15 protein-coding genes are annotated in these 26,650 nt (G+C 40.6%); 3 read left to right on the forward strand and 12 right to left on the reverse strand.

Annotated features, from left to right (window positions below; translation table 11 throughout):
• Positions 1 to 201 precede the first annotated feature (201 nt).
• The 3 genes from FHT21_RS05625 to FHT21_RS05635 form a co-directional block, all read right to left on the reverse strand.
• On the reverse strand, positions 202 to 1,092 hold the full coding sequence (locus tag FHT21_RS05625) for a type IX secretion system membrane protein PorP/SprF (RefSeq protein WP_167293756.1): 891 nt from the start codon (positions 1,090 to 1,092) through the stop codon (positions 202 to 204).
• A gap of 38 nt (positions 1,093 to 1,130) precedes the next feature.
• Complete coding sequence (locus tag FHT21_RS05630) at positions 1,131 to 6,359, reverse strand: CehA/McbA family metallohydrolase (protein WP_167293757.1); 5,229 nt, start codon at positions 6,357 to 6,359, stop codon at positions 1,131 to 1,133.
• Between the two features lie 2,171 nt (positions 6,360 to 8,530).
• Positions 8,531 to 9,151: an L-threonylcarbamoyladenylate synthase gene (locus FHT21_RS05635; protein ID WP_167293758.1), complete on the reverse strand. Its 621-nt coding sequence runs from the start codon at positions 9,149 to 9,151 to the stop codon at positions 8,531 to 8,533.
• A gap of 83 nt (positions 9,152 to 9,234) precedes the next feature.
• Here FHT21_RS05635 and FHT21_RS05640 point away from each other — a divergent pair, with 83 nt between their 5' ends.
• Positions 9,235 to 10,896, forward strand: a complete 1,662-nt coding sequence (locus FHT21_RS05640) for an FMN-binding glutamate synthase family protein (RefSeq protein WP_167293759.1) — start codon at positions 9,235 to 9,237, stop codon at positions 10,894 to 10,896.
• A 463-nt stretch (positions 10,897 to 11,359) separates the two neighbouring features.
• Complete coding sequence (locus FHT21_RS05645; RefSeq protein WP_167293760.1) at positions 11,360 to 12,346, forward strand: BtrH N-terminal domain-containing protein; 987 nt, start codon at positions 11,360 to 11,362, stop codon at positions 12,344 to 12,346.
• Positions 12,347 to 12,493: 147 nt separating this feature from the next.
• Here FHT21_RS05645 and asnS read toward each other — a convergent pair whose 3' ends face one another.
• From asnS to lpdA, 9 genes are all read right to left on the reverse strand, one after another.
• Positions 12,494 to 13,942: an asparagine--tRNA ligase gene (gene asnS / locus FHT21_RS05650; RefSeq protein WP_167293761.1), complete on the reverse strand. Its 1,449-nt coding sequence runs from the start codon at positions 13,940 to 13,942 to the stop codon at positions 12,494 to 12,496.
• 129 nt (positions 13,943 to 14,071) lie between these two features.
• A complete protein-coding gene (locus FHT21_RS05655) occupies positions 14,072 to 15,064 on the reverse strand; it encodes a transglutaminase family protein (protein WP_167293762.1) in 993 nt (330 codons plus the stop codon).
• A 105-nt stretch (positions 15,065 to 15,169) separates the two neighbouring features.
• Positions 15,170 to 16,105 (reverse strand): alpha-E domain-containing protein, encoded by a 936-nt coding sequence (locus tag FHT21_RS05660; protein ID WP_167293763.1) that lies wholly within the window; start codon positions 16,103 to 16,105, stop codon positions 15,170 to 15,172.
• A 10-nt stretch (positions 16,106 to 16,115) separates the two neighbouring features.
• Entirely contained in the window at positions 16,116 to 17,564 is a 1,449-nt protein-coding gene (locus tag FHT21_RS05665) for a circularly permuted type 2 ATP-grasp protein (RefSeq protein WP_167293764.1), read from the reverse strand.
• Between the two features lie 622 nt (positions 17,565 to 18,186).
• Positions 18,187 to 18,714, reverse strand: a complete 528-nt coding sequence (locus FHT21_RS05670) for a ferritin (protein WP_167293765.1) — start codon at positions 18,712 to 18,714, stop codon at positions 18,187 to 18,189.
• Between the two features lie 518 nt (positions 18,715 to 19,232).
• Positions 19,233 to 19,592 (reverse strand): hypothetical protein, encoded by a 360-nt coding sequence (locus FHT21_RS05675; protein ID WP_167293766.1) that lies wholly within the window; start codon positions 19,590 to 19,592, stop codon positions 19,233 to 19,235.
• A gap of 113 nt (positions 19,593 to 19,705) precedes the next feature.
• The gene (locus FHT21_RS05680) at positions 19,706 to 20,266 is read right to left on the reverse strand and encodes a GNAT family N-acetyltransferase (protein ID WP_167293767.1); all 561 of its coding nucleotides are present in this window, start codon (positions 20,264 to 20,266) and stop codon (positions 19,706 to 19,708) included.
• Entirely contained in the window at positions 20,267 to 21,106 is an 840-nt protein-coding gene (locus tag FHT21_RS05685) for an MBL fold metallo-hydrolase (RefSeq protein WP_167293768.1), read from the reverse strand.
• Positions 21,107 to 21,251: 145 nt separating this feature from the next.
• Positions 21,252 to 22,640, reverse strand: a complete 1,389-nt coding sequence (gene lpdA, locus FHT21_RS05690; protein ID WP_167293769.1) for a dihydrolipoyl dehydrogenase — start codon at positions 22,638 to 22,640, stop codon at positions 21,252 to 21,254.
• A 615-nt stretch (positions 22,641 to 23,255) separates the two neighbouring features.
• On the opposite strand from lpdA, the gene FHT21_RS05695 reads away from it, so the two are divergent.
• Entirely contained in the window at positions 23,256 to 26,648 is a 3,393-nt protein-coding gene (locus FHT21_RS05695; protein ID WP_167293770.1) for a TonB-dependent receptor, read from the forward strand.
• Positions 26,649 to 26,650: the final 2 nt, after the last annotated feature.

The following is a 26,650-nucleotide window of genomic DNA, read 5'->3' on the forward strand; positions in this document are numbered from 1 at the left end:
CAGATCGCATGGTGTACATTGCAGGGGGCGGTAATTTGTCTTTTAGCCCTTTCCCTTTCAGGGGAAAGGTGCCGATAGGCGGATAGGGGGCAGGCGGATCGGTGGGAATGCGATCAATAAAAAAAGCCGCAGATTTTTACATCTGCGGCTTTTCTTGCATTAAGATCCCCGCATGCGTGAGGATGACGACAGTCGCTTAAATTAAGGCTTCTTGCCAATATTTACCCTGATATTTATTTCGAAATCGCCATCGGTATAACCACTGATTGCTGAAGTGGCGGTGTTGTAATAAGCCATAAAATATAGGGTCGATTTGTAATTCATGCCAAAACCGAAGGTAGCATTCTGGGTATTGTGGTACATGGCCATGGCGTACAGTTTATCGTTGGCAAAATTGGCATTCAAGCCGGCATCCCATAAATTTTTGTAATTTTTTATGCCCCTGAATACACCTTTTGGCTCCAGGCTGATTCCGTTTATACCCGATCCCAGCATGAACTTATAACTCACCGCCGAATAAAACGTGGGTTTGTCGGCAAAGTTTAAATCGTCTTTTCTGAAAACGGAACGCATGTTCGGCACGGCACCTTCAACGGTTAATCCTTTTGAGGTATAAGAGATACCGAAATCGCCATCTAAATAATATCCCCTGTCGTTAAAACGGGCAATGGATGGATCATTGATATCGCTGTTTCTTACACTGCTTAAATCCAGTTTATCCTGACTGGCGCCAAAAGAGATCCCGAAGTTCAGTTTCTGGTCGTCGTTGTTTAAGGGCAGGTGGTAAGCAAAGGTTCCGACAGCTTTTGTACGTTGGATACCGCCTGATTTCTCATTGTAGATGTTTACACCCCAGCCTACTTTGTTCACCTGCTGATCTAAAGTTACACTTTGTGTAATGGGCGCACCCGGAATGTTCGACCATTGTTTACGGAAACTGCCGTTAATGTTAAAACCTTCGTTAATACCGGCCATTGATGGATTAACCAGGTAACGGTTCTGGAAATATTGTGCATTGAGTGGAAGGATCTGTGCTTTAACAGATCCGAAAAATAATGTGCCTGCAGCAAATAGAAACGTTACGCGACGCATTTGCTTTATGTTTTTTGTAATTGCTCTCATGTCTGTAATTAGTCTCTAATGATGTTGATAAAACCTTTGAATGTACCGATGCCGCTACCTAAATCGATGATGTAATAATAGGTTCCTTCGCTCAGCGGACTACCGTTTATGGTTCCGTCCCAATCGTTGGCATAGGTATGTTTGGTATATAAAATCCGCCCGGCCTTATCGAATATCTTTAAGGTATTGTTCGGATAATAATCGATGTTTTTCACGATAAATTTATCGTTATACCCATCACCATTAGGCGTAACTACAGTACTGGCTTCGAGTTTATAATCGTCTATTACGGTAATGGCAATGCTTTGATCGCTCACACAACCGCTGGCATTGCTTACGGTAACACGGTAAGTACCGCTCTGTTTCGGTCGGATGGTTAAGGCAGGCGTGTTTTGTCCGCTAATGATATCCGAGCCTGTCCAGCTGTATTGCGTACCACCGGTAGCCGTTAAAACGATGGCATCACCTTTAGAAATCGACAAACCTTTGTTGCTGCTGATGGAAACCACCGGCAGGGCATTTACCGTTACGGTTGCTGTTCCGGTTTGTAATTGATTGGCATAAGCATCGGCCACACTTACTAAAGTGTACGTAAATGTACCTGCGGCATTGGTTGGTACACTAACTGTAGCGGTAGTAGCATTGGTGCTTACGGTACGGTTGCTGCCTCCGTTTACGGTATAAGTAAAGGTGTAAGGTGCTGTGCCAACCGAACCTGTGAAGGTAATGTTTGGTGATGAACCGAAGTTACACACCGCGGTATTACCTGCAATGGTAGCCACTGGTAAAGGACGAACCGTTATCGTGGTTGAAACATTTTGCGCTTGTGCACTAAAAGCATCGGCAATGTTGGTGATGGTGTAAACGAATGTGCCCACCACATTGGTTGGTGCCGTTACTGTTGCGGTATTGCTTGTTGCTCTCAATGTTTGGCTGCTGCCTCCATTGATGTTATAAGTAAATGTAAACGGTGCTGTACCCGCAGTTGCCCTAAAGGTAATTACTGGAGCAGTGGCGTTTTGTGGAACAGCAACACTGGCACTTATTGCGGCAACCGGTTTGGCATTAATATGAAGATTGGCAGCATTGTAGTTGATACTATAATTGCTACTCAAGGCCAGCGTTCCCTGCTGAATGGCGTAATCGCCTGCCGTTTCTCCTGCCACACGGCTTAATGCTCCTGTAAAAGCATCGGTACCAATCAGTGTAGGTGTGGAAACATAGGTAAATGCCGGATCAGCTGTTCCTTCTACCTTGGTTTTGGCATCTGCGGTTACCGTAATGGCTTTAGGGGCAATGGTTAATACCTGTTGTTTGGCAACTGCGGGGTTAAAGAAAGTATCGCCCGGTTGATTGGCCGTAATGGTTACCGTACCTGCTTTTACAATGTGGATATCGTTATTGCTGATGGTGGCAATATTGGTATCGCTGCTGGTATATTCGATGTTAATGGCCGTATTGTCGCTCGTAGCCCCTGCAACTAAATCAGGATCGCCGTAAGTAGCCGTTCTGGTGGCGGCAAAGGTAATGTTCTGGTCTTTCTTAACCGTCGCATCATCCCTGGTATACCAGATGGGAGAGGTAATGATCCGGCTTCCGTCTGCTTCTACAATATCGGCATAATAATAACCTGTGGCCAGGTTGGCCAAAGCATTATCGGTATAGGTTAAACTTGCAGTTGGGCTGGTGGTTAATTCTACCGGATTAATGCCGTTTCCAGGTGTACCATATAAAATTTTAATGCTGGTTACAGGGCTGGTGGTTATTGAACTTACGGAGATCTGCGGCGCACCAGCGGTTTTAAATACACTGCCTACAGGTTGCTTGTTAATGGTGAAAACGACTTTCGCTGCCGAATCTTGCGATGCGTAGAAACGCATCTTTTTAATGGCATCCAATAAATCGTTCTCGGTAAGGGCAGGAGCCATTACCACCAATCTGGAGCGGGTGTGTTTACCAAAAGTCATGTTGTGGTTATCATGATCAATGGTTGCACCAAGGTGGTAGCCCTTAGCCAGCATGCGGTTATAATAACTTAAATAACTCATCGAGCTGGCGGGATCGGAATAGGTAACATTGGTCGAAAATGCAGGACCACTTTCTAAGGCTGCACCTACAATGGCGCTATCGGCACTTAAATCGTAAGTGGCCGAGATGTTGTTAAAATCGGTCGTATTAGGGTGAGCCAAAGTAGCTATGGCATTTAAACCATGGCGGTTAATGATCCTGAATAAACCCGCAGGACCCGTATAAGTGCTTTTAGGTACATAAATCTGGTTTTCGCCCGGCTCCCAGCCAATCAGTGAATCGATACCATACACAATTACGTGTCCGCCGCCACTAATTACGCCCCATTCCATACCGTGCAAAGCAACGAAAGTAGAAGTGGTTGCATTTTTGGCTGCAATGATACCCGGTTGCCAGTTGGCTAAAGACATACCGGCCTGTGTGTGGTTATGCTCCGATATCCCAAGGAAATCGAGTTTCATTGCCGTTTTGGCAAAAGCATAATCGTCTTCTGGTTTTTTGGTTAAATCGTCTTTATTTCCGTCAGAATAACTGCTGTGGCTATGTAAGTTACCATAATAGAAATTGAGTTTGTTTACATCAAGGATACCGGTTTTAAAGTTTCCTAAAAGCGGCTGTGTGGTTAAATATAAAGGGCCACCGCTACAGGCACTGTTTACCGCATAGGTGAAAAAGTAATAATTGGTGTTCTGGGTTAAACCATTTCTGACAAATGAAGTGCCTGTTCCCCTTTTTACCACAATACCACCACCTAAAGCATCGCCAACATTATAAACCGTTTGGTTTACCGGTGCTGCGGTTAAGGTATTGCTGGTACTCATCACCACCAGGTATTCATCAGCTGCGCTGGCGGCGGTGAAAGAAGCCTGGATAAAGTTATAGTTGGAAGAAGTAATGGTAAAACCTGTAGGCTGTGCGGTTGGCGTGGCACAGGGCAATAAGGTTTTAGTGCTTTGTGCTGCGGTTAAAATATTGGTGGTTAAATATTTCGGTCCGCCGGTACAAGAAAGGTTGTTCAATGGAACAATAAAATAGTTGTACGTAGTAGAACTGTTTAAACCGTTATCGGTAAAGGTATTGCTTACAATTTTATTGATTACCGTGCCCCCACCTAAAGCAGAACCAATGGCATAAGCGGTACCATCAACAGGAAGTGCACTCAAGGTGGCATTTAAACTTCTGATGATCAGGTATTCGTTGGCATCGGCCGATTTGGTAAAAGTTGCGGTGATGCTGCCTGTGGTAACAGCGCTAAAAGCCAAAGCAGTTGCAGGGCTGCTTGGTGCCGCGCAGGCAGGTAAGTTAGGTGGGAAATGTACCCCCAACCTATTGGCATCGTCATCATCAATGGCATTTTGAACGGTAGCCAGAGGTGTTCTGGTCCAATCGTTGTCTATATAGGTAGGACTAGGTGCGGTTACATTTAAACTTCTTACATAAGAAACATCTTTGGCGTTAACGCCCTGCCCAAAAGCATCGATAATGTTGTTATTGGCATCTAAAAGGGCCACACCATCGTTACCGTTAAAGTTGATTACAGTGTTGCTGTTTAAAATGGCACTGGCAGGAGTTAAATAAGGAACTTCGGTACCATTACCCGTATTGCCCAAAAGTACGGAGCCGTGAGCCGGGATGGTAAAGTTTAAATTTACGGTTTGTGATGGTGCACCGGTGATGTTGATGTTACCCGCATCGCCAGAAATATTATATAAAGCTAATTTTAACTGTGGTGATGCAGTATTAATTGGTGCATTGCTCAAATTGGTTAACTCGATCCATTTGTTTACCGAGGTGCCTTCGTAATATTGACTGATGATTACGGGTGCACTCACCAAAGGAGGGTTGGCCGTGGTAGCATCAACCGTTGCCACTGTGGTTTGTAAATTGCCAGCAGCATCTTGTGCCACTACATATAAGGTGTAACCAGTGCCAATTGTTAAACCGGTGATGGATGCGCTGGCATCGGTATTGGCCGTATTGGCAAATGAGCCCGATTTTAAAGCGGCAGCCCCGGTTCCATCCTGTGCAGCTTTTACCTGTGCGGGTGTTGGGGCAGTACCTCCTGAAAGGGCTAACACATAATAGGTGGTACCAGCCTCGTTAATGTTGTTTACAAAATCGACTGAGGTAGTGGTAACCGTTGTGGTTTTGGGGTAAGTTGCTGTGGTTAAGGGTGGGGTAACGTCGCCTGCTACACCTGTACCGCTTAAGGCAACACTTACAGCTGTTGCACCAGTGCTGGTAATTTGAACATTGCTTGCCGATGGACCAGTAACCGTTGGACTATAACGTACATAAACCGTTGGTGAAGCTGAAACTTCGGCCACGCTATAGGCAATAGCCGTAGTAAAAGTGTTATTATCTTTCGATACTGTAAAAGGTAAAGTTGTGGTAATATTGGTATTTGCTGTGGTATTGCTACCGCTTAGGGTGAAACTCTGCGCAGTAGAATTTGTTGCTATCGTTTGGCTTCCAAATGCCAAACTGGTAGGCGATGCAACTAGTGCCGGCGTAGATGGCCCTCCACCAGAAGTAAAGGATAGACTAAAATTATCTATAGCCGTTGAGGGTCTGTTGCCGGATCCTGTAGTGGCGCCTATGGCTACAATCCTGATCCAAACCGGACCAACATTGTTGTCTAAAGCTGTACCGAAATCGGCATTTATGGTGTTTATCCCACTAGTAGATCCTCCTGTAGTTAAAACACCAGTAGTTGTTGCAGCAGTAAAAACCGTTGGAGAAGCCCCAAACCCATAATCAACCCGCCATGTGGTTGTTCTTGGCGAACTCGCATCAAGCGATTGCAGATCAAAAGATAATTTGAAACCTGTTTTTCCTGTAGTATTGCTCACCTGAAAGGCAAAACCCACACCATTGTCTGATGCCGCTACCTGCCTGATTCCGAGTGCTCTATTGGTTGCTGCTGTTTGTACTGCTGTTGCTGCAGTTAAGCCAATGGAGCCAGAAGCGAAATTTTTGAATGTACCCCCAGTAGAATTCCACGTTGTGGTACTGCCCGGTGTATTGATGTAGGTTGCAACAACACCTAAACTGGTTGTGGTGGCAGTAGTCCGAAGTGTAAAGCCATCGGGTAATGCAGCTCCAATGCCATCGAAATTTTCTACGTAAGGAGAAGTAGTGAGCGTTACCTGCGCCAGTAGCCTACTTGTTATGAGAAATAATAAGGATAATAGTAAAAGTTTTTTCATATAATTTTTTTAGGGATATGAAATGATGATTAATCTTTTTGAATAAGTTAGCGAAGCAGCTTATTAAGCTTAATTGCTTTATTTTTCGGGAACGGTCCCGCGAGGATTCGAATGATTAGGAGTAAAGTTTTGCCATACAGAATAATAAGGATTGTAATTAAAAGATTTTTGATCATTCAGCGCAAACCATCATCACTACAGGGTAAATCTGTAGCAATTGTGCGAAAATCATTTGCCCGACAACGATTTTTTTAGCCGAAAAGCTTTATTGGAGTAATTGTAGCGCCATATAGAATGATTAGGTTACGAAAATATGCGTTGAATATTAATTCAGTATTAGAACGAAGTTAATTTTAGTTGTTTGTTTTGTTAAAAGCTTGTGGAGTATGGTATTAAAAATATAAATTTATATATTTCTTTGGTATTTAGGTTGGATGTTGATAAATTTTAGGCGAGGCCCGAAGGATTTTTTAGCGAGATTTTTCACTACGTTCAAAATGGCAATTGTAGGTTTTGCTCAGGCTCGGGCTTGCCTCGGCTCGCCGTCGCTGGAGGGCTCTTTCTTTTGGCTTGGCCCAAAAGAAACAAACCTGAGCGTAGCGAAAGCATGCCTGCCTTTAAAAACAACAAAGACCAAGGCATAACTGAAAGGCTTGGAACTGATGTCGGATAAATTCGTCAAAGCTTTTTGGGTCGCCAGCACAAGCCCCCGATGAAGGATCGGGGAGGGTGTGCTGCCTCGGGGCAGTGGTAGGTTGAAAGGAGGTGCAAAAGCTTTAACGTTTTCTCCTTCCATCATTTCCTAGGCCGTATAGCATGGTGCAGATAGCATGATATATAGGATAATTTCTAATACGGTCGTCATTCTCGTGCAGGCGGGAACCTTAAAGCGGTCGCTATTCTTGATCTTCACGCAATCTTGCCTCGGCTCGCCGCCGCCGAGGGGCTCTTTCTTTATCCTTGATGATAAAGAAACAAACAATCAAGGCTTGCATCCTTCCTTGTAAAAACCTACGGAAATCTTAATTGCGGCAGTATCGAGGCTCTTACCCTGGCTTATCCCAGCACGCCCGCTTGATCCTGCCTTGGGCTGTGGGGTATTGAGGGGGGCTGCACAGATTTCCGTGCTTTTTCCTACGAAAATCTGCTAGGCCGGATAGCAGGATGCAGGTAGCATGAAGCATATTGCAGGTAGCAGATAACATGGCGCATATTGCAGTGTGCGTTAATTTGTTTTTTAGCCTTTCCCTTTCAGGGGAAAGGTGCCGATAGGCGGATAGGGGGTTAAAGCGCTCGCTATAATACGGTCGTCATCCGATAGCTATCGGATCCCTCGCAGGCGGGAACCTTAAAGCGGTCGCTATTTTCTTGCCCTTCGCGCAGTCTTGCCTCGGCTCGCCGCCGCCGAGGGGCTCTTACCTTTTTCTTGATAAAAAGGTAACCAAAAATCAAGGCTTGGAACTGATGTCGGATAAGCTAGTCTAAACTTTATTCGCAACAGCGGCTAGGAACGAAGAAAAATCGTTCTTGCCTCTGTTTTGGTTCTTTGGGTTAGGTAAAGATTGTACACAAGTTTCAACTGCTTCTCCTTCCATCATTTCCTAGGCCGATAGCAGGGAGCAGATCGCATGGGACATATTGCAGTGTGCGTTAATTTGTTTTTTAGCCTTTCCCTTTCAGGGGAAAGGTGCCAATAGGCAGATAGGGGGAAGGCGCTCGCTATAATACGGTCGTCATCCGATAGCTATCGGATCCCTCGCAGGCGGGAACCTTAAAGCGGTCGCTATTCTTGCCCCTTGCGTAGTCTTGCCTCGGCTACCGATGAAAAATCGGTACAGGTCCATCGCCGCCGAGGGGGCTCTTTCTTTTTTCAGTTTTGTATATGTTTTTATAGGCCTTCAAGCTTGCTTCGCAGGTTGGCTTGATAGAAATTGAAATTACAAATATGATACAACCTGCTTTAAGTGCTAAATGTTATTCACCTTCGGAGCGCCCACTTTGTTACTAAGCCTGATTGAAACGGAAAGCCCGCATCCCGATTTTAATCGGGGAGGACTTGAAGTGTAAAGCAGGGCTGGAGGCCGCCACCGGGAACTGAAACCGTCACTTCCAAAAAAAAGTAATCTAACAGGCCTGATAAAATAGGCGATCTGGCTTACACGATAATAAGCTTACAAATACTCTTCAATATTTCCTTTACCCTCACGGATCACTTCGAACTCTCCTGTTGTACAGTCGATTACGGTAGAGGCTTCGTTATCGCCAAAACCACCGTCGATGACCAGGTCGACTAAATCTTCATATTTTTCATGAATCAATTCCGGGTCGGTAGAATATTCGATTACATCATCATCATCCTTTATGGAAGTAGATAGGATAGGGTTGCCCAATTCTTTAACAATACAACGGGCAATGTTATTATCGGGCACACGGATACCCACCGTTTTTTTGTTTGAACTCAATAATTTGGGTACATTGTTGTTCGCGTTAAAGATAAAGGTAAACGGCCCGGGTAAAGCTTTCTTTAAGACCCTGAACGTGGTATTGTCAATCGGTTTAATGTAATCGGATATATGCTTTAAATCGTGACAGATAAAAGAGAAATTAGCTTTTTCGGGTTTAATACCACGTATTCTGCATATTTTTTCGATGGCTTTCGGATTGGTAATATCGCAGCCTAAACCATAAATGGTATCGGTAGGGTAGATGATTAAACCACCTTTCTTCAATACTTCAACAACTTGTTCAATGGCTCTTTCGTTGGGGTTTTCTGGATAGATCTTAATAAGCATAGCGTAAAAATAACAAATTAATGGTGTCAGTTGTTTAATAATCCTAATCTTTGTACTAACAAAACATACGCTAATCTATTATTATGAGAAAAGCTTTCGTCGCAATTGCCGCATTTTTAGTTGCCCTGACCATTATGCTGGGCCTTTACCATCCCTTTTTATGGTGGACATTCATTTTTACAGGTCCTTTTGTCATTCTTGGTGTATACGATTTATACCAGCCCAAACACAGTATTGTAAGGAACTACCCGGTTTTTGGGCGTTTAAGATACTTTATGGAAGAATTGAGACCGAAAGTGTATCAATATTTCGTAGAAAGTGATACCAATGGTACACCTTACAGCAGGTTAAACCGCTCTTTAATTTATCAACGCGCTAAAAAAGATAACGATACCATTCCATTCGGAACGCAGTTAAATGTTTATGATAATGGCTACGAATGGTTAAGCCATAGTATTGCGGCTATTTCTCACCATGAATTAAATTTAGATCCGCGAGTTATTGTTGGCGGACCAGATTGCAAAAAACCTTATTCTGCCAGTATTTATAATATATCGGCCATGAGCTTTGGCTCATTAAGTCAGAACGCTATTCTCGCTTTAAACGGTGGTGCTAAAATGGGCAACTTTGCACACAATACCGGCGAAGGTGGAATAAGCGATTATCACCGTCAGCCAGGTGGCGATTTAATCTGGCAGATTGGTACCGGTTATTTTGGTTGCCGTAATGCCGATGGTACCTTTAATTACGATGCTTATGCCGAAAGGGCACAAACCGACCAGGTAAAAATGATCGAGATTAAACTTTCTCAGGGGGCTAAACCCGGACATGGTGGGATGCTGCCGGCCAGTAAGGTAACACCAGAAGTGGCCAGGATTCGTTTAGTGCCCGAAGGTAAAGATGTATTGTCGCCACCGGCTCACTCGGCATTTAACACGCCGATTGGTTTGTTGGAGTTTGTGAAGAAACTTCGCGATTTATCGGGCGGTAAACCCGTAGGATTTAAATTGTGTATCGGTCGTAAAAGCGAGTTTTATGCCATTTGTAAAGCCATGGTAGAAACCGGCATTTATCCTGATTTTATTACCGTTGATGGTGGCGAAGGCGGAACAGGTGCTGCACCACAGGAATTTTCGAATTCGGTAGGCATGCCTTTGCGCGAAGGTGTTGCTTTTGTATACGATGTTTTAAATGGTTTTGATCTGAAAAAACACATTAAAATTATTGCCTCGGGTAAAGTGGCAACAGGTTTCGATCTGGTTAAAAATATAGCCCTTGGGGCCGATATGTGTAATGCGGCCCGCGGAATGATGTTCGCTTTAGGCTGTATCCAGGCTTTAGAATGTAACAGCAATACCTGCCCAACAGGAGTAGCTACGCAAGATCAGAGCTTAATGAAAGGCCTTGTGGTAGAAGATAAAACCGTTCGTGTTAAAAACTTCCATAACTTAACTGTGGCCAGTGCCGTTGAATTATTAGGCGCTGCGGGTTTAAGAGAAACACATCAGTTAAGCAGGGCGTACATCAATAGGCGGGTGAGTCCGAGTGTAATGCAGAGTTATTTAGAGAGTTTTCCATATATACCCGCAGGGAGCTTGTTAAAAACGCCTTATCCAACACGTTACGAGCTGGGTATGGCGCTGAGCACTTCGGCCAGTTTTGCACCAACCGATTATAAGGTTTCGGCGGTAGATTATGCACATGCCAACCCGTACGGTGATACGATGCATGATGATGGACGTTAACAGCTAGGGATGACTTACGAAGTTTAAAAGATCATGAGTACAGGCATGACTTTGGAAGTCTGGGGTATGGGCAACTCATTGGTTTTTTGGAAAGCAGGGGCAGCAGCGCTTGGGTTTGTTTAGCCCTGCTTTTTGCTACAAGTCCTCACTCGTTCCTCGCTCCGGGCTTTTCGCGTCAATCAGGTTTAGGTGGCCAGAAATGAAGGGGTATTAATGGATTAATCAGCAAATGTCTGTACAGAATGATTTCTGATTTTTAAACCATTTCTAATCCCCTTGGATAATGTCGTATCATTAATTAAACTTAGATATTGTCAGTCTGAGCTTGTCGAAGACCTTTACCTGTTTCAACCCTAATAGTAATTTTGCTAACCATATAATTGTTATTTTAAATCATTTACCGTTGCGTTTGGGCACCGGGCAGATAAAAAAATAATATATTGTTTTTGATTAATCAGGTAAAATGAAAATTGAGCATTTAAAGCCTTTTGACGGACAACACTGCGAAACCACTGCAACGGGAACCTTATTGCTGCAACTCGGGATTGAACTCTCTGAGCCCATGCTTTTTGGACTTGGTGAAGGGCTTGGTTTTATCTATTGGAATATGAAAACAATGGATTTTCCATTTATAGGAGGAAGAATAAAAACCGATCTGCTGACACAAAACATCGCTAAAAATTTAAATCTCGAATTAACTGTTAAGGAAACTTCTTCAAAACAAAAAGCCTGGGATAATGTAAAGCAGCTTCTTGATAAAGGGCAGGTTGTAGGACTGAAATTAGATTGCTACTATTTGGAATATTTTTCGAACCCTTTTCATTTCGCCGGCCACTATGCCGCAATTTATGGCTATGACGATGAAAATGCTTTTTTAGTGGATACAAGACAGCAAGGTGGGGAGGTAAAAACTTCTTTAGAAAGTTTAACATTGGCGAGGGCTGAAAAAGGACCTATGGCTTCGAAAAATCTGTATTATACACTCAAACAGGCTAAGAAAAGGAATAATCCAGATCTGAAAGAAATCATACCAATAGCGATTAAAAATAACGCCATCGAATACCTGAACCCACCCATTACGAATATTGCCTATAAAGGGATTTTGAAAACAAGTACTGAAATTGTGAAATGGTTTAATGCGAGTAAAAACATTGTGCATGAATTTAAACTATCTGCCATGATTATGGAAAAAGCGGGAACAGGTGGCGCATTGTTCAGGAATTTGTATCGTGATTTTTTAAAAGAAAGTTACGAATTGCTGAAGCTTGATAAGCTAAAAACAGGATGGGAGGCATTTGCAGAAATTGCAGCACTCTGGACAACTGTATCACAGCTATTCGAAAAGGTAAGTGAAACAAAAGATTTTAAATACATTGAACAAGCATCCAATATCCTAAAGATTATTTCGGAAAAAGAGAAAAAGACAATGGAGATGTTGGCCACCATATAGTTATCTAGTTGGCAGCAGATTAGATATGCCAAAACAACAAATCTCAAACTTTAATGCAGAAATTTTTAGGCAAAAAAAGGAGTCGAGTTTTTAAAACTCGACTCCTTTGAGAATGGGTTATTTATTTTGCCTAAACCCTAAACCTTCCTAAAACTCTGCGTTTTTCGGGAACCTTGGGAACGCAATTACATCACGGATGTTGGTCATTCCGGTTACGAACAATACCAAACGTTCGAAACCTAAACCAAAACCCGAGTGCGGAGCTGATCCAAAGCGGCGGGTATCTAAATACCACCACAGTTCCTCTTGCGGAATGTTTAAAGCTTCCATGCGTTGTGTTAAACGGTCTAAACGTTCCTCACGTTGCGATCCGCCAATCATTTCGCCAATACCCGGGAATAAGATATCCATTGCCGCCACCGTCTGTCTGCCTTCAGCATCTGGTTCATTCTGGCGCATATAGAACGATTTAATATCAGCAGGATAATCTGTTAAGATTACCGGTTTTTTAAAGTGTTTTTCTACCAGGTAACGTTCGTGCTCACTTTGTAAATCGGCACCCCATTCATCAATCAGGTATTTAAACTGTTTCTTCTGGTTTGGTTTAGAAGATTTTAAAATCCTGATCGCCTCCGTATAGGTTAAACGTTCAAACTCATTGGCTAAACAAAAATCCAATTTCTCCAACAAGCTAAATTCGCTGCGCTCGTTCTGCGGTTTTTGTTTATCCTCTTCAGCTAAACGGGTATTTAAGAATTCTAATTCATCTTTGCAGTTGTCTAAAGCATATTTTATGACATACTTCATCATATCTTCTGCAAGCTGCATGTTATCTTCTAAATCGGCAAAGGCAACTTCAGGCTCAATCATCCAGAATTCGGCCAGGTGGCGCGTTGTATTCGAGTTTTCTGCTCTAAACGTCGGGCCGAAAGTATAAATCTTTCCGAAGGCCATTGCCGCTAACTCACCTTCCAACTGACCGGATACGGTTAAGTTGGTTGCACGGGCGAAGAAATCCTGTGAGAAATCTACTTTACCATCTTCGGTGCGTGGTGTATTGTCGAAATCTAAAGTGGTTACTTTAAACATCTCACCGGCACCCTCTGCATCACTAGCGGTAATTACAGGCGTGTGCATATACACAAAACCGCGTTCGTTGTAGAATTGATGGATAGCGAAAGCCAAAGCGTGGCGTACCTTAAAAACGGCATTAAAAGTATTGGTACGGAAACGCAGGTGTGCAATTTCGCGTAAAAACTCTAAACTGTGTTTTTTGGGCTGTAATGGGAATTTTTCAGGATCACTATCACCCAAAATTTCTACACTGGTAGCCTTAATCTCTACGGTTTGACCTTTACCAAGCGATTCGACTAATTTACCTGTGGCAGAAATGGCCGCGCCGGTTGTTATTCTTTTCAACAGCTCATCAGGCAAATTATTAAAATCGATTACAACCTGGATATTGCTCATGCAAGACCCGTCATTTAATGCAATAAACTGATTATTACGGAAAGTTCTAACCCATCCCATAACCGTTACTTCTGTGTCAAATGCTGTCGACTTTAATAAATCTTTAATTTGCTGTCTCTTAATCATATTGTTATTTGTAAAAGGCGCAAATTTAGAAAAAAAATGTATCAGTTAGCAGTTTTCGGTATACTGTTTTCAGTTTTTTAGCTTGGGTAGCTGTCAACTGCGAACTGCCAACTGTTAATTGCAAACTGCCTACTGTTGTTGCTGCTGTTGTTGCTGTATTGCTTCCATATATTGCTGATAGCTATTTTTCGTTCTGGCTGTGCTTATAGTTTCCGAAGCTTTGGTATAGTTTACCTCTTTTGGCTGGAAGTAAGTTTCATTATCATTGAAATCTTCATCGTTATAACCTACTGATACATTCACTTCCATAATATGTTCGAAACCACCTTTGTAAACGCCTTTTACGGGTGAGCAATCGGCGAAATTCCGGCCTACTGCCAGGCGGACATGGTTTTCGTTAGCAATACAATTATTGGTAGGATCTAGGCCCAGCCAGCCATATTCTGGTAAATAGGCCTCGGCCCAGGCATGGGTAGCACCTTCGCCTCGCATACCATCCCTGTTGGGGCAGATATAGCCGCTCACATACCTTGCCGGGATACCCGTTAAACGCAGCATGGCTGTTAATACATGGGCAAAATCCTGGCAAACTCCTGCTTTAAGATTTAAAATTTCATCAATGGTGGTATCAACCGCTGTTACACCTTTAATGTATTCGAAGTTGTTGAAAACGTGCGCACAGTACCTGATAGCGGTTTGGTAGGGGGTATCTTCGGTGCCTTTAATTTCTAAGGCTGTTTCCCTTAACTGGGTGATACCATCAAAACTTTCCTGCCGTAAATAATCAATATAGGGTACTTCAAATTTTAAGGCGCTTAAACTGTTCCATTGCTCGCTACTAAACATATCATCTTGTGGTAATGGCTTCGGAAAGGTTTCTACAGTTACCTTCGAAAAGATTTTAAGTTGGGTATGGGGTTCGTTTTGGGTAAAAGTGCCTACTTCGTTGCCGTAATAATCGATAAAAATTTCAATTTCAGGGCCTCCGGATATATTCAGGTCGTGTTTAACCACTTTTTGAAAATCATCTTTAATCGGAAAAAGGATAATCTGGTTAGCGCTATCGCGCACCGGCGATTCGTATTTGTAATTGGTGATATGTTTGATTTTGAAAATTGGCATATAGGTTTTTGTTATTTATATGTTACCGCAGGTTAATGGTGTAAAAATAGGTGTAACCCTTAAAAAATAGTACCTGTGTTAATCTATGGTTAAAAATTTAGTTGTTTATGAATTTGCGAAATAATATTCATTTAACAGGTTTCCGATACCGAAAAGCTCGGCCCTAATCTCGGTAAGGTAATGATGCAATTGCTCTTCGTTCATGGTATTTACCGAGCTATAGGTAATCATACTTTTTAAACGCCCTATTTTAAAAGACAGGTTGTTGTAATGTTCGATATTACTTTCGCTCTTTAGCCGGTTAAAATATCTTTCAATATTATTCATGGCGTATAATGCCGACCGTGGAAAATCATTGTTGAGCATAGCCAGCTCAATGATGTTTTTTGCATCGAAACCTTGTCTGTAGGTTTTAAGATAAAGTTCATAACCGCCCAACGAAAGTAGTAAATGTTTCCAGTAGGATATATCGGTCAATAGATCAGGGTTGCTGCTTATCGAACTGAATTTAATATCCAGAATATCAATCGATTGGATGCTTCTTTCCAGATGTTTGCCAATATTCATAAAACTTCTGCTTTCTCCGCGCTCCATTGCGCTATCGGCCGTTCCGTTATACAGCATTACCTGTTTAATCAAGATATCTAATGCGGTAACAGGATCGTCTTTTTGTACATACCACAATAGTTTTTCATCTTTAACGGTGTGGTAGTATTCGTTCAGGCATTGCCATAAATCTTTTGGGATATGTTCCTGAACGCTCCGCGCATTTTCCCGTGCCAGGGTAACGATGTTTAAAATCGAATTTGGGTTTTCGCGGTTTAGCAGGAGGTATTCTATCACCGCCCGGCTATCGTGCTGTATGTTCAATAGTTCATTTTCATCATCTGACGAAAAAATCCTGATTACGGGCTTCCAGGTAAATTCCTGTATCGTGTCTTGTGAGGAAGCGTAATTTATTTTTAACATGCGCAGCATACCGTCGCTTCGCTCAACATATCTGCTTAACCAATATAAGCTTGATGCAACTCTACTTAACATATTCTGTATTCTAAGAAGTTAAAACCCATGTATCTTTACTGCCACCGCCCTGCGAGCTGTTTACCACCAGCGAACCTTCTTTTAAGGCTACCCTGGTTAGTCCGCCGGGAACAATTGAAATGCCATCTGGTCCGTTTAAAGCAAACGGACGGAGGTCTATTCTGCGCGGAGCCAGTTTTCCGTTAATAAAACACGGCGCAGAAGATAGGCTGATGGTAGGTTGGGCAATAAAGTTGCGTGGGTCTTTCAGTATTTCAATTTTGTATTCTTCAGTTTCCTGCTCACTGGCGGCATGTCCCATTAACATGCCATATCCACCGCTTCCATTGGTTTTTTTAATGACCATTGTATTGATGTTTGCGAAAACATAATCAAGCTCATCTTTATTGCTGAGCTGGTAGGTGGGCACATTCTTTAATATGGGCTCTTCGTTCAGGTAATACCTGATCATATCTGGCACATAGGTGTAAACAGCTTTGTCGTCGGCTACGCCATTGCCTACTGCATTAATAATGGCCACATTACCTTTGCGATAAGCGCCCATCAGGCCTGCCACGCCCAGCACGCTATTCGGATTAAAAACCAGCGGATCGAGATAGTCATCATCTACACGACGATAAATTACATCCACCTGCTGCAGGCCTGTAGTGGTTTTCATAAATACCTTTTGGTTTTTAACCACCAAATCGCGCCCTTCTACCAATTCTACTCCCATTAAACGGGCCAGGGTAGTATGTTCGTAATAGGCAGAATTATACATGCCCGGACTTAGCAGCACAATTGTTGGGTTCGAAACTGCCCTGGGAGAGAGGCTCATTAAATTTTTATATAATATAGCAGGATATTCGGTTACGCTCCTAACGCCACATTGCGGAATAAGATCGGGGAATAGCCTTTTGGTAATTTCCCTGTTTTCGAGCATATAACTCACCCCTGAAGGTGTCCGAAGATTATCTTCGAGTACATAAAATGTTCCATCGTGATCTCTGATCAGGTCTATTCCGGCAATATGGATATAGATATCGTGTAATACATTTACATTGTGCATCTCTCTTAAAAAATGCGGACAAGAATAAATTACATTTATAGGTACAATCTGGTCTTTTAAGATAAATTGATTGCTATAAATGTCTTTTAAGAAAAGATTTAGCGCCTTTAACCTTTGTTTTATTCCTTTTTCTATGAAAGACCACTCTGTTGAAGTGATAATTCTCGGGATAATATCAAAAGGAAAGATTTTTTCGATGCCTTCGCCACTATCATAAACGGTAAAGGTAATACCCTGGCTCATAAATAGCTTTTTAGCGAGTTCTTCCTTTTTGTTTAGGTTCTCGAGCGACTCTTTAGAGAAATTGCTGATGAAGTTTGAATAGTGATCTCGGTAATGATCGCCATTTAGAAACATTTCATCGTAAGTTTTGGGATGATTTAAGTAATTTTTTATAAAATCTTCTATCATTTTGCTTAAATATTTCCTTAAATTATGGTTTTGTAAGAATAAAACTATTTTTTTTGTGATAAAATTTAATATTAATGTGTTTTATGTTTATTTGTTTTGGTTTTTGTGTCTGAATTTTAGTGTTTTATGTGTTTTTTATTAAAAATTTTAATTTTTTTGATAAAAATACTTGCTAATATGAATAAAGTTTGTACTTTTGTAATGCTCGTTAATTATTATTATATATTTGGTTTAAAAAAAGCGCTGGTAACGGCGCTTTTTTTATAAAACTTTCAAGACTTATTCATAATCAACATAAACCAAACAATTTAAACCAAGAAAGCTCCAGTTTACTGGAGCTTTTCTTTTTTATTATCGGTCATGGTCTCGATCCGATAGCAATCGGATGAAGTGTAGCGAAATGGAGCGTTCTCAAAGAAAAGTCGTCATTGCGAGAAGGCTTTTTCAGCCGGCGAAGCAATCTTACAGCTATGGATTGTAGCGATCGTAGTAAGATTGCTTCGTCGTTCCTCCTCGCAATGACGACTCCTCGCGGCTTGAAGTACCGGAAATGAAAATCATTGCATAAAAAAAGCTATCCTGATTTTAATCGGGATAGCTTCCAGTATATGTTTTGTTGTTGTTATTCTTCTGAATAGGTAATTTTATTTACGTGTTTATCAATTTCCCATCTTCCAGTGCCTTCTTCGCCAATCACTTCGAATAATTCTAGCGCTCTGCGTGCTTTGTATTCTTCTTCGCGCTGCTCTTTCAAGAACCAGTTTAAGAATTCCATGGTTACAAAATCCTGTTCTTTATGGCATTTAGCAGCCAGGTTTTTAAAACTTTGGGTAATGGCGATTTCTGCTTCTAAAGCATCCTCGAAAACTTCTCTAAATCCGGCAAAATCAGTTTTAATGCCTGAAACTTCCGGAGATATTGCATTTCCACCCATATCCAAAACATATTTGAACAATTTTAATTGGTGTACTCTTTCTTCTTCAGATTGCTTTAAGAAATAATCTGCTGAGAAATCGAACCCATTTTGGTCGCACCAAGATGACATTGCTAAATATAGTGATGAAGAGTGGGCTTCTTTTTTGATCTGCTGATTTAATAATGTTTCTATATCCTGTGATATTAAACATTTAATGCGCATTAAGTCTTTCATAATTTTCTTTGCTTAACTAATGATACAAATGTAACATCAAATTAACCAAATGGTGTGATTTATTTGCTATATGAAATTAGTCTAAATTGCTGATAATTAGTTATTTGTAATCAGTTTAAATAAGACGGCTAAGATGGAAAATGCAGGAATAACGCGAAACGGATTGTGGTTGAGGATCAGAAGGATAGTGGGCAGTTTTAAGTTTTTAGTTGGTAGTTTTCAGTTGGCAGTTTTCCCCTCAATCGTCATCCTGAGTTTATCTTAGGATCTTTTCGGTATGAGATAGATACTGAAGCAGTCCGATAGCTCGGGTTCAGTATGACGCTTCGATTGGAATTGAGCGAAAAATGGATGTAATTAATACAGTACAGTTTTCAGTTGGCAATTAACAGTTGACAGTTTCATGTAAGCAGTTAACCAGTTTAGACAATTAACCGATTAACCAATTTATGCAGTTAAGCTATTAGCCAATTTTAACTAACCAATGAACTAATGACTAATGAACCACTGACTAACGACTAATAAACCAATCTATACAGGCAGTCACTAATGATATGGTTAAGCTTAAACATGGTAAAGGTACCTTGCAGTAAATCTTTTAAAGCAATGATTTCTAAAGCACTTAATAAATAGATGTGTTCGCAGCCATTAAAGGTAACCAATTCGAAATCGGCTTTGTGTGTATTTAGCAGGAGTGCTTCAATATCAATCTGTTCTACAACAGCTTTTAATTTTTGAAGAGACAGGCAGTTAAAGCGTGCAAACTTGCCGCCAAAATCTACATAAAAGCAGTTTAACTTATCTGATTGATAAATAGAACCATGTGTATTTGAGAATACGTTAACCAGTTCGTTAATATCGATACATGCTTTTTCCATCGGTTACAAAAATTGGCATTATTTAGATTAAATACAAATAAAAACGAAAATAAATTTGAAGAGCACTGAGTGTGGAGCGTTTAGCGGTACAAAAGCTGTATGGGGGTAGGGTGTTATTTGAGCTTAAAGACCATGTGATGGTATAGTCCACCCATAAATTCTTTTTCATTCTGCACCGAAAAGCCCATTTTTTCGTAAAGCTTTAATGCGTTTTCGTTATTCTGTTCTACCAATAAACCAATGGTGTGGTGGCCAAGTTGTTTAGACCAATCAATTCCTGCTTTAATGAGCTGTTTCCCTATTCCCTTTCCCTGGGCCAGTGGATTAACACTGATGGTATCGAGGTAAAATTCCCCGCTTTGTGTCTCGGTACCTGGGTTGTTGTTATTTGTCTGGTAATGTTCAGCCAGGTACGCTAAAAAGGGCTGGCGAAGCTTTAGCAGTTTTTCGCCATCATAGGCATTTAAAGAGCCTAGAATTTTGCCCCCATCTTCAAAAACCAGGGTATTCTCGTAACTGTATTGGTTGTTCTTTTGTTGGAAAAAATGCTTAAAGATCCGATTAATTATTTCATCATCTTCTACATTGGTTAATTTCTTCGCCAGCTTGCCCATCGCCTGGATAATCAGCGGTACAACTTCTTCTGTATCTGCGGGCTTGGCTGGTCTGATCATCTAAATATTACTTAGGTTAAAGGCTTCTGCCACGCGTATGCCTTTTTCTGTGCGCTGTAGGGTACAGCATTCGTTAATGGGATCGTGTTCTAAGTATAATATATAATTGTTGTTAACAGCTTCTTCTAAAAAGGCCTGCTTTTCGGTTAAGGTTTTTAAAGGAAACATATCATAAGCCATTACATAGGGCAGGGGCAGGTGACCAACAGAAGGTAAAAGATCGGCCATATATACAATGGTTCTGCCTTTGTAGCTGATTTTAGGTAACATCATGGCGTCGGTATGGCCGTATGCAAAACTGATATTGATGTCTTTTTTCCATTCGATATTTTCTTTTTCGGCTACAAATTTAAGCTGTCCGCTTTCCTGGATTGGAAGGATGTTCTCCTTTAAAAAAGAAGCTTTTTCCCTTGCATTCGGCTCTACAGCCCATTGCCAATGTTTTTCGTTGCTCCAATATGTGGCGTTTTTAAAGGCTGGTATCAGTTTCTCGTTTTCTCTTACAATGGCCCCACCCACATGATCGAAATGGAGGTGTGTGAGGAATACATCAGTAATATCGGCTGTACTGAAGCCTAATTGTGCCAGCGATTTTTCCATCGAGTCGTCCCCATGCAGGTAGTAATGACTGAAAAACTTTTCGTCCTGTTTGTTTCCTATCCCGGTATCCACTAAAATTAATTGATTGCCTTCTTCGATCAATAAACAGCGCATGGCCCAGGTACAGAGGTTATTGGCATCGGCCGGATTGGTTTTTTGCCAGATTACTTTGGGCACTACGCCAAACATGGCACCGCCATCGAGTTTAAAAAAGCCTGTGTTTATGGTATGGAGTTTCATTTTTGTAGTATCAAGTAATTAGTATCTAGTATCAAGTAGTATCAAGACTGGAATTGGCTAAAAATACAAAAACCCTTCAGCTTTAACTAAAGGGTTTTTGTTATTTGGATCATGGACTATAGACTTTTGACTACAGACTCAAGACTTATAAGTGTATTACTTCTCCGTATGCATCAGCAGCAGCTTCCATAATGGCTTCGCTCATAGTAGGGTGAGGGTGAACAGATTTAATCATTTCGTGTCCGGTTGTTTCTAATTTACGGGCCACTACAATTTCGGCAATCATTTCGGTCACGTTGGCACCAATCATGTGTGCACCTAATAATTCGCCGTATTTGGCATCGAAAATTAATTTTACAAAACCATCTTTTGCACCGGCAGCACTTGCTTTTCCTGAAGCTGAGAACGGGAATTTACCTATTTTCAATTCGTAACCTGCTGCTTTTGCTGCTTTTTCGGTATAACCTACTGAAGCAATTTCTGGTGTGCAATAGGTACATCCCGGGATATTGTTGTAATCTAAAGGCTCTACATGCTGACCCGCAATTTTCTCCACACAAATAATGCCCTCTGCAGAAGCCACGTGCGCTAAGGCTTGTCCGCCAACTACATCGCCGATTGCATAATAACCTTTAACTGAAGTGTTGTAGAATTCGTCGGTAACGATTTTACCTTTTTCGATTTTTATGCCGGTTTCTTCTAAACCAATGTTTTCGATGTTGGCTACAATGCCTGCGGCTGAAAGTACGATATCGGCCTCGATAGTCTGCATACCTGAAGCTGTTTTAACCGAAACTTTGCAGCCTGCACCGCTGGTATCAACAGATTCAACACTGGCTGATGTCATGACATCGATACCGGTTTTTTTCAGGCTGCGTAATAATTGTTTAGACACATCTTCATCTTCTACCGGAACAACGTTATCCATAAACTCTACGATGGTTACTTTTGTGCCCATGGTAGCATAGAAATAAGCAAACTCTACACCAATAGCGCCAGAGCCTACTACTACCATGCTTTTTGGTAATTCGGGAAGTACCATGGCCTGACGATAACCGATAATTTTTTTGCCATCTTGTTTCAGGTTAGGTAATTCTCTTGAACGGGCACCTGTAGCAATGATGATATTTTTAGCACTTAGTTCCTGCTGAGAACCATCGGCACCTTTAACTTCTAATTTGTTTCCTGGTTTTACTTTACCAGTTCCCATAATGACGTCAATTTTATTTTTTTTCATTAAAAATTGAACGCCTTTACTCATGCCATCGGCTACACCGCGGCTGCGTTTTACCACGGCAGCAAAATCTGCGGTTGCACCAGCAGTAGTAATTCCGTAATCAGCAGCATGATTAATATATTCGAAAACCTGAGCACTTTTTAAAAGTGCTTTAGTAGGGATACAGCCCCAGTTTAAACAAATACCACCTAATGATTCACGCTCAACAATTGCAACTTTTAGTCCCAATTGAGAAGCTCTGATTGCAGCTACGTAACCACCTGGGCCGCTGCCTAAAACAATAACGTCGTAATTCATCTGTTTTTTAATCTATTTTAAAGAGATTTGTTTTTAATTGTTTTGTATTATCTGTAATCGTCTGGCTTCATCCCTTAATAGCGGTTACCTATATTCGGATTACAAAAAGTTAAAAGATCTTCATCCTGCAACAATCGCTCAAAACTAAAAAAAAAATGTCAATTGGCTAGCTCAATGTTGAGGTAACCGCTAAAAATTACAATGGATGAATATTGTTTTGACCCCAATGTTTAAAAATGACGGCTACAATTAGGTGGGTTTGCAGAATAATATATGGATAAGCTGACGAAAACTTGGATAATAGCTATGTTTATGATTAAAAAAATGTTGTGGATATGTATTATTTGAAAAATACCAATGTTAATATAAATTTCATGCTTAAATTATAAGCAACTGTTGGTTTTATTATTAAAAATTTAGTTTTATAAACAATGTATTGATAAACTGAAAGTTATAATTCATGTAATATGTGTTAAATGTTGAAAAGTTTTGCCTGACTTAATAATTATTTAACATTGGATGTTAAAATGTGTTAAATTTTATTAAGACATTTGCAGCAATAAAATCCCCTTTTAGATTATTATTCAACAACAAAAAACATTTAAAAAACGAAGTATGAAGAAATCTTTACTTTTAAGATTAGTACTGGTTATTGTTGCATTTGTAGGTATTACTTTGGGTGTTAACGCACAGGTAACCACATCATCAATGACAGGAACTATTAAGGACGCCAAAGGCGCCTTGCCTGGTGCAAGTGTTAAAGCAACACATACACCAACTGGGACTGTTTATTCGGTATCTACAAACAACGATGGTCGTTTTACCATCGGTGGTATGCGTGTTGGTGGTCCTTATACCATTGAAGTAAGTTTTGTTGGTTACAGGCCAGAGAAACAAACTGAAGTTTATTTGAAAATTGGTGAACCTTATTTGTTAAATTTAGTATTAACTGATAATAGTTCAACATTAGCCGAAGTTAAAGTTGTTGGTCAAAGTGCTAACAGTATTTTAAATTCAAATAAAAATGGGACTTCAACTGTAATTGCTAGGCAACAAATTCAATCCTTGCCAACAATTACTCGTAGTGTTAACGATTTAACCCGCTTAACACCACAGGCTAATAGTACATCAATTGGTGGCGGTAATTACCGTTCAAACAACTTTACTGTAGATGGTGCTAACTTTAATAACCAATTTGGTATTGGTCAGAATATCCCCGCCGGCGGTTCGCCCATTTCAATTGATGCATTAGAGCAGATTTCAATCAACGTAACACCTTATGATGTTCGTCAGACTGGTTTTACTGGAGGTTCTATAAGTGCTGTAACCCGTTCTGGTACGAATACCTTCCAGGGTAGTGCTTTTTATACCATGCGTGGTGAAGAACAACAAGGTAAAAGAATCGGAGAAACTTATCGTATTCCAGATGCAGCAATTCAGAAATTAGATGAAAAAAACTTTGGTTTTAGTCTTGGTGGTCCAATTATAAAGGATAAGTTATTCTTTTTTGCTAATTATGAAAAGAAACACACTATCCAGCCAGGAACAACAAGAATTGCATCTTCTCCTTCATTGCCTTATGGAGCTCCAGGTACCCCTAATACTGTTGTGCCAGCTAGTCAATCGCTTTTGAACGAAATTTCTTCATATTTAGATGCTAAATATGGTTATAAAACAGGACCATATCAAGGATATTCAAATGTAAGTGATAACGAAAAAATGTTTGCCCGTTTAGACTGGAACATTACTAAAAATCATCGTTTTAGTGTTAGATATAATCAGGTAGAAAGTCAAAGCCCTTCTCCAGCTAGTACATCTGTAACCAACTCAGGAGTTACTGGCGCGTTGAGTTATAACAATAATAGGTCGGGTACTGCAAATAATGCTGGATTACCTTTTTATAATTCTAACTATTACCAGGCGGCAAACCTATATTCTGCAGTTGCAGAGTTAACGTCGAACTTTGGTAGCAAACTAACAAATGTTGCACGTGCTACTTACTCGCACCAAAACGATCCAAGAAATTCAGATAGTTCTCCATTTCCTTTAGTTGATATCTTGGATGGAACCCAAAATGCTTCAAATGCAGGAAATGTTTTGACCACTTTTGGGTATGAACCATTCACTTACGGGAATTTAAGAGATGTTAAAGGATATACTTATTCTGATGACTTGAGCTTAGCTTTAGGAAAGCATAATATTACCTTAGGTTTGCAAGCTGAATTCAGTACTACCAAAAATGGATTTCAGCGTTTTGGTACTGGTTTCTACACTTTCAAATCATGGGATGACTTCAAAAATGGAGCTAAGCCGCTGCAATATTCTGTAACTTATCCATTAACTGCTGATGGTTCTCAAGCTTTCCCTAGCTTTAAGTTCGCTCAATATTCAGCCTATTTACAAGATGAATTTACCGTTTCTGACCGTTTAAAATTAACAGCCGGCTTGCGTATTGAACAAGCAACTTATCCGGATGCTCCAGAAATTAAAACGCACCCTCTTGTAGCTGCTCAAACTTTCCATGATGGAAGAAAAGTAGATACAGGTGTTTTACCAGAAAATAGATTATCATATTCTCCACGTTTTGGTTTTAACTGGGATGTGATGGGAGATCGTTCATTCCAAGTTCGTGGAGGTACAGGTATTTTTACCGGTCGTGTTCCATTTGTATGGATTGTATCACAATCAAGTGATGCAGGTTTGTTACAGTATTTACAAACTTACTCTAGTCTTAATGGTGGGGCTGTTCCTTCATTTAATCCAAGTATTGCTCCAAATTTACTTACAGCAACTAAGCCGGCAGCAGGGACAAGTATCCCAGGAACCATTAGTATTATGTCGCCGGATTTAAAATTCCCTCAGACTTGGAAATCAAGTTTAGCATTTGATGTTAAATTGCCTTGGGGAATAGTAGGAACATTAGAAGGTATTTATGGTAAAGATTTAAATGTCGCTGTTGCTAAAAACATCAATCTGGTGAATCCAACTGCAACCAATATTGCTGGTTATCCTGATAATAGACCATTATATCCAAACTCTGTTGCCGGAAGACAAGAAGTAGATATTAATGCAGCTGGTATCCCTACTGCTAATGGAACATCTTCATTAAATGTTACCGAGATGACAAATGCAAAAGGTGGTTATAACTGGATGATTACTGGTCAGTTAACTAAGCAGTTTAACAGCGGAATATCAGCAATGATTGCTTATACACGTTCAGATCAACGTAATTACGGTGATGGTGGTGGGGATCAGCTAGGTAACTTATGGTCAATTCCTGCTACATCTACTAATCCAAATATTCCAACATTAAGTTATTCTCAAAACTTAAATCCAGATCGTATCATTGCAAGTGTTTCATATAGAAAAGAGTATCTTAAAAACTTAGCTACTTCATTCTCATTGTTTTATGAAGGATCTCAACAAGGAAGATATTCATATGTATATGGTGCTGATTATAATAGAGATGGTGTTTCTGGAAATGACTTGATTTATATTCCTAAAGATGCATCTGAAATAAATTTTGTTGCTGTACCGGCAAACTTAGTAAGTACCTCTACTGTAACTAGAGCATATCCTAGATCATATACTGCAGCAGAACAAAGTGCTATTTTTGAAACTTATATAGCGCAAGATCCATATTTAAGTAAACATAGAGGAGAATATGCACAGCGTAATGCTGCAACTTCTCCATGGAGAAATCAATTCGATTTAAGAATTACTCAACAAATCTTCAAGAATTACGGTAAGTCAAAAAATACTTTTGAATTTACAGCAGACATTTTTAATGTTGGTAATTTGTTAAACCGTAAGTGGGGTAATGTAAATTTTGTTAATAATGCTAGTATTTTGGTTCCTCAAAATGCATCAGCGATTAATGATACTACTAAACCAACATTTATTCTTGCTGCTGCCCAAGGTGATATAGTTAGAAATACTTTTGGTACTTCTCAAACTATTTCTTCTACTTATTATATGCAATTTGGTGTTCGTTACATTTTTAACTAACA

The sequence above is a fragment of the Pedobacter sp. SG908 genome, assembly GCF_011759615.1.
GTDB lineage: Bacteria > Bacteroidota > Bacteroidia > Sphingobacteriales > Sphingobacteriaceae > Pedobacter > Pedobacter riviphilus.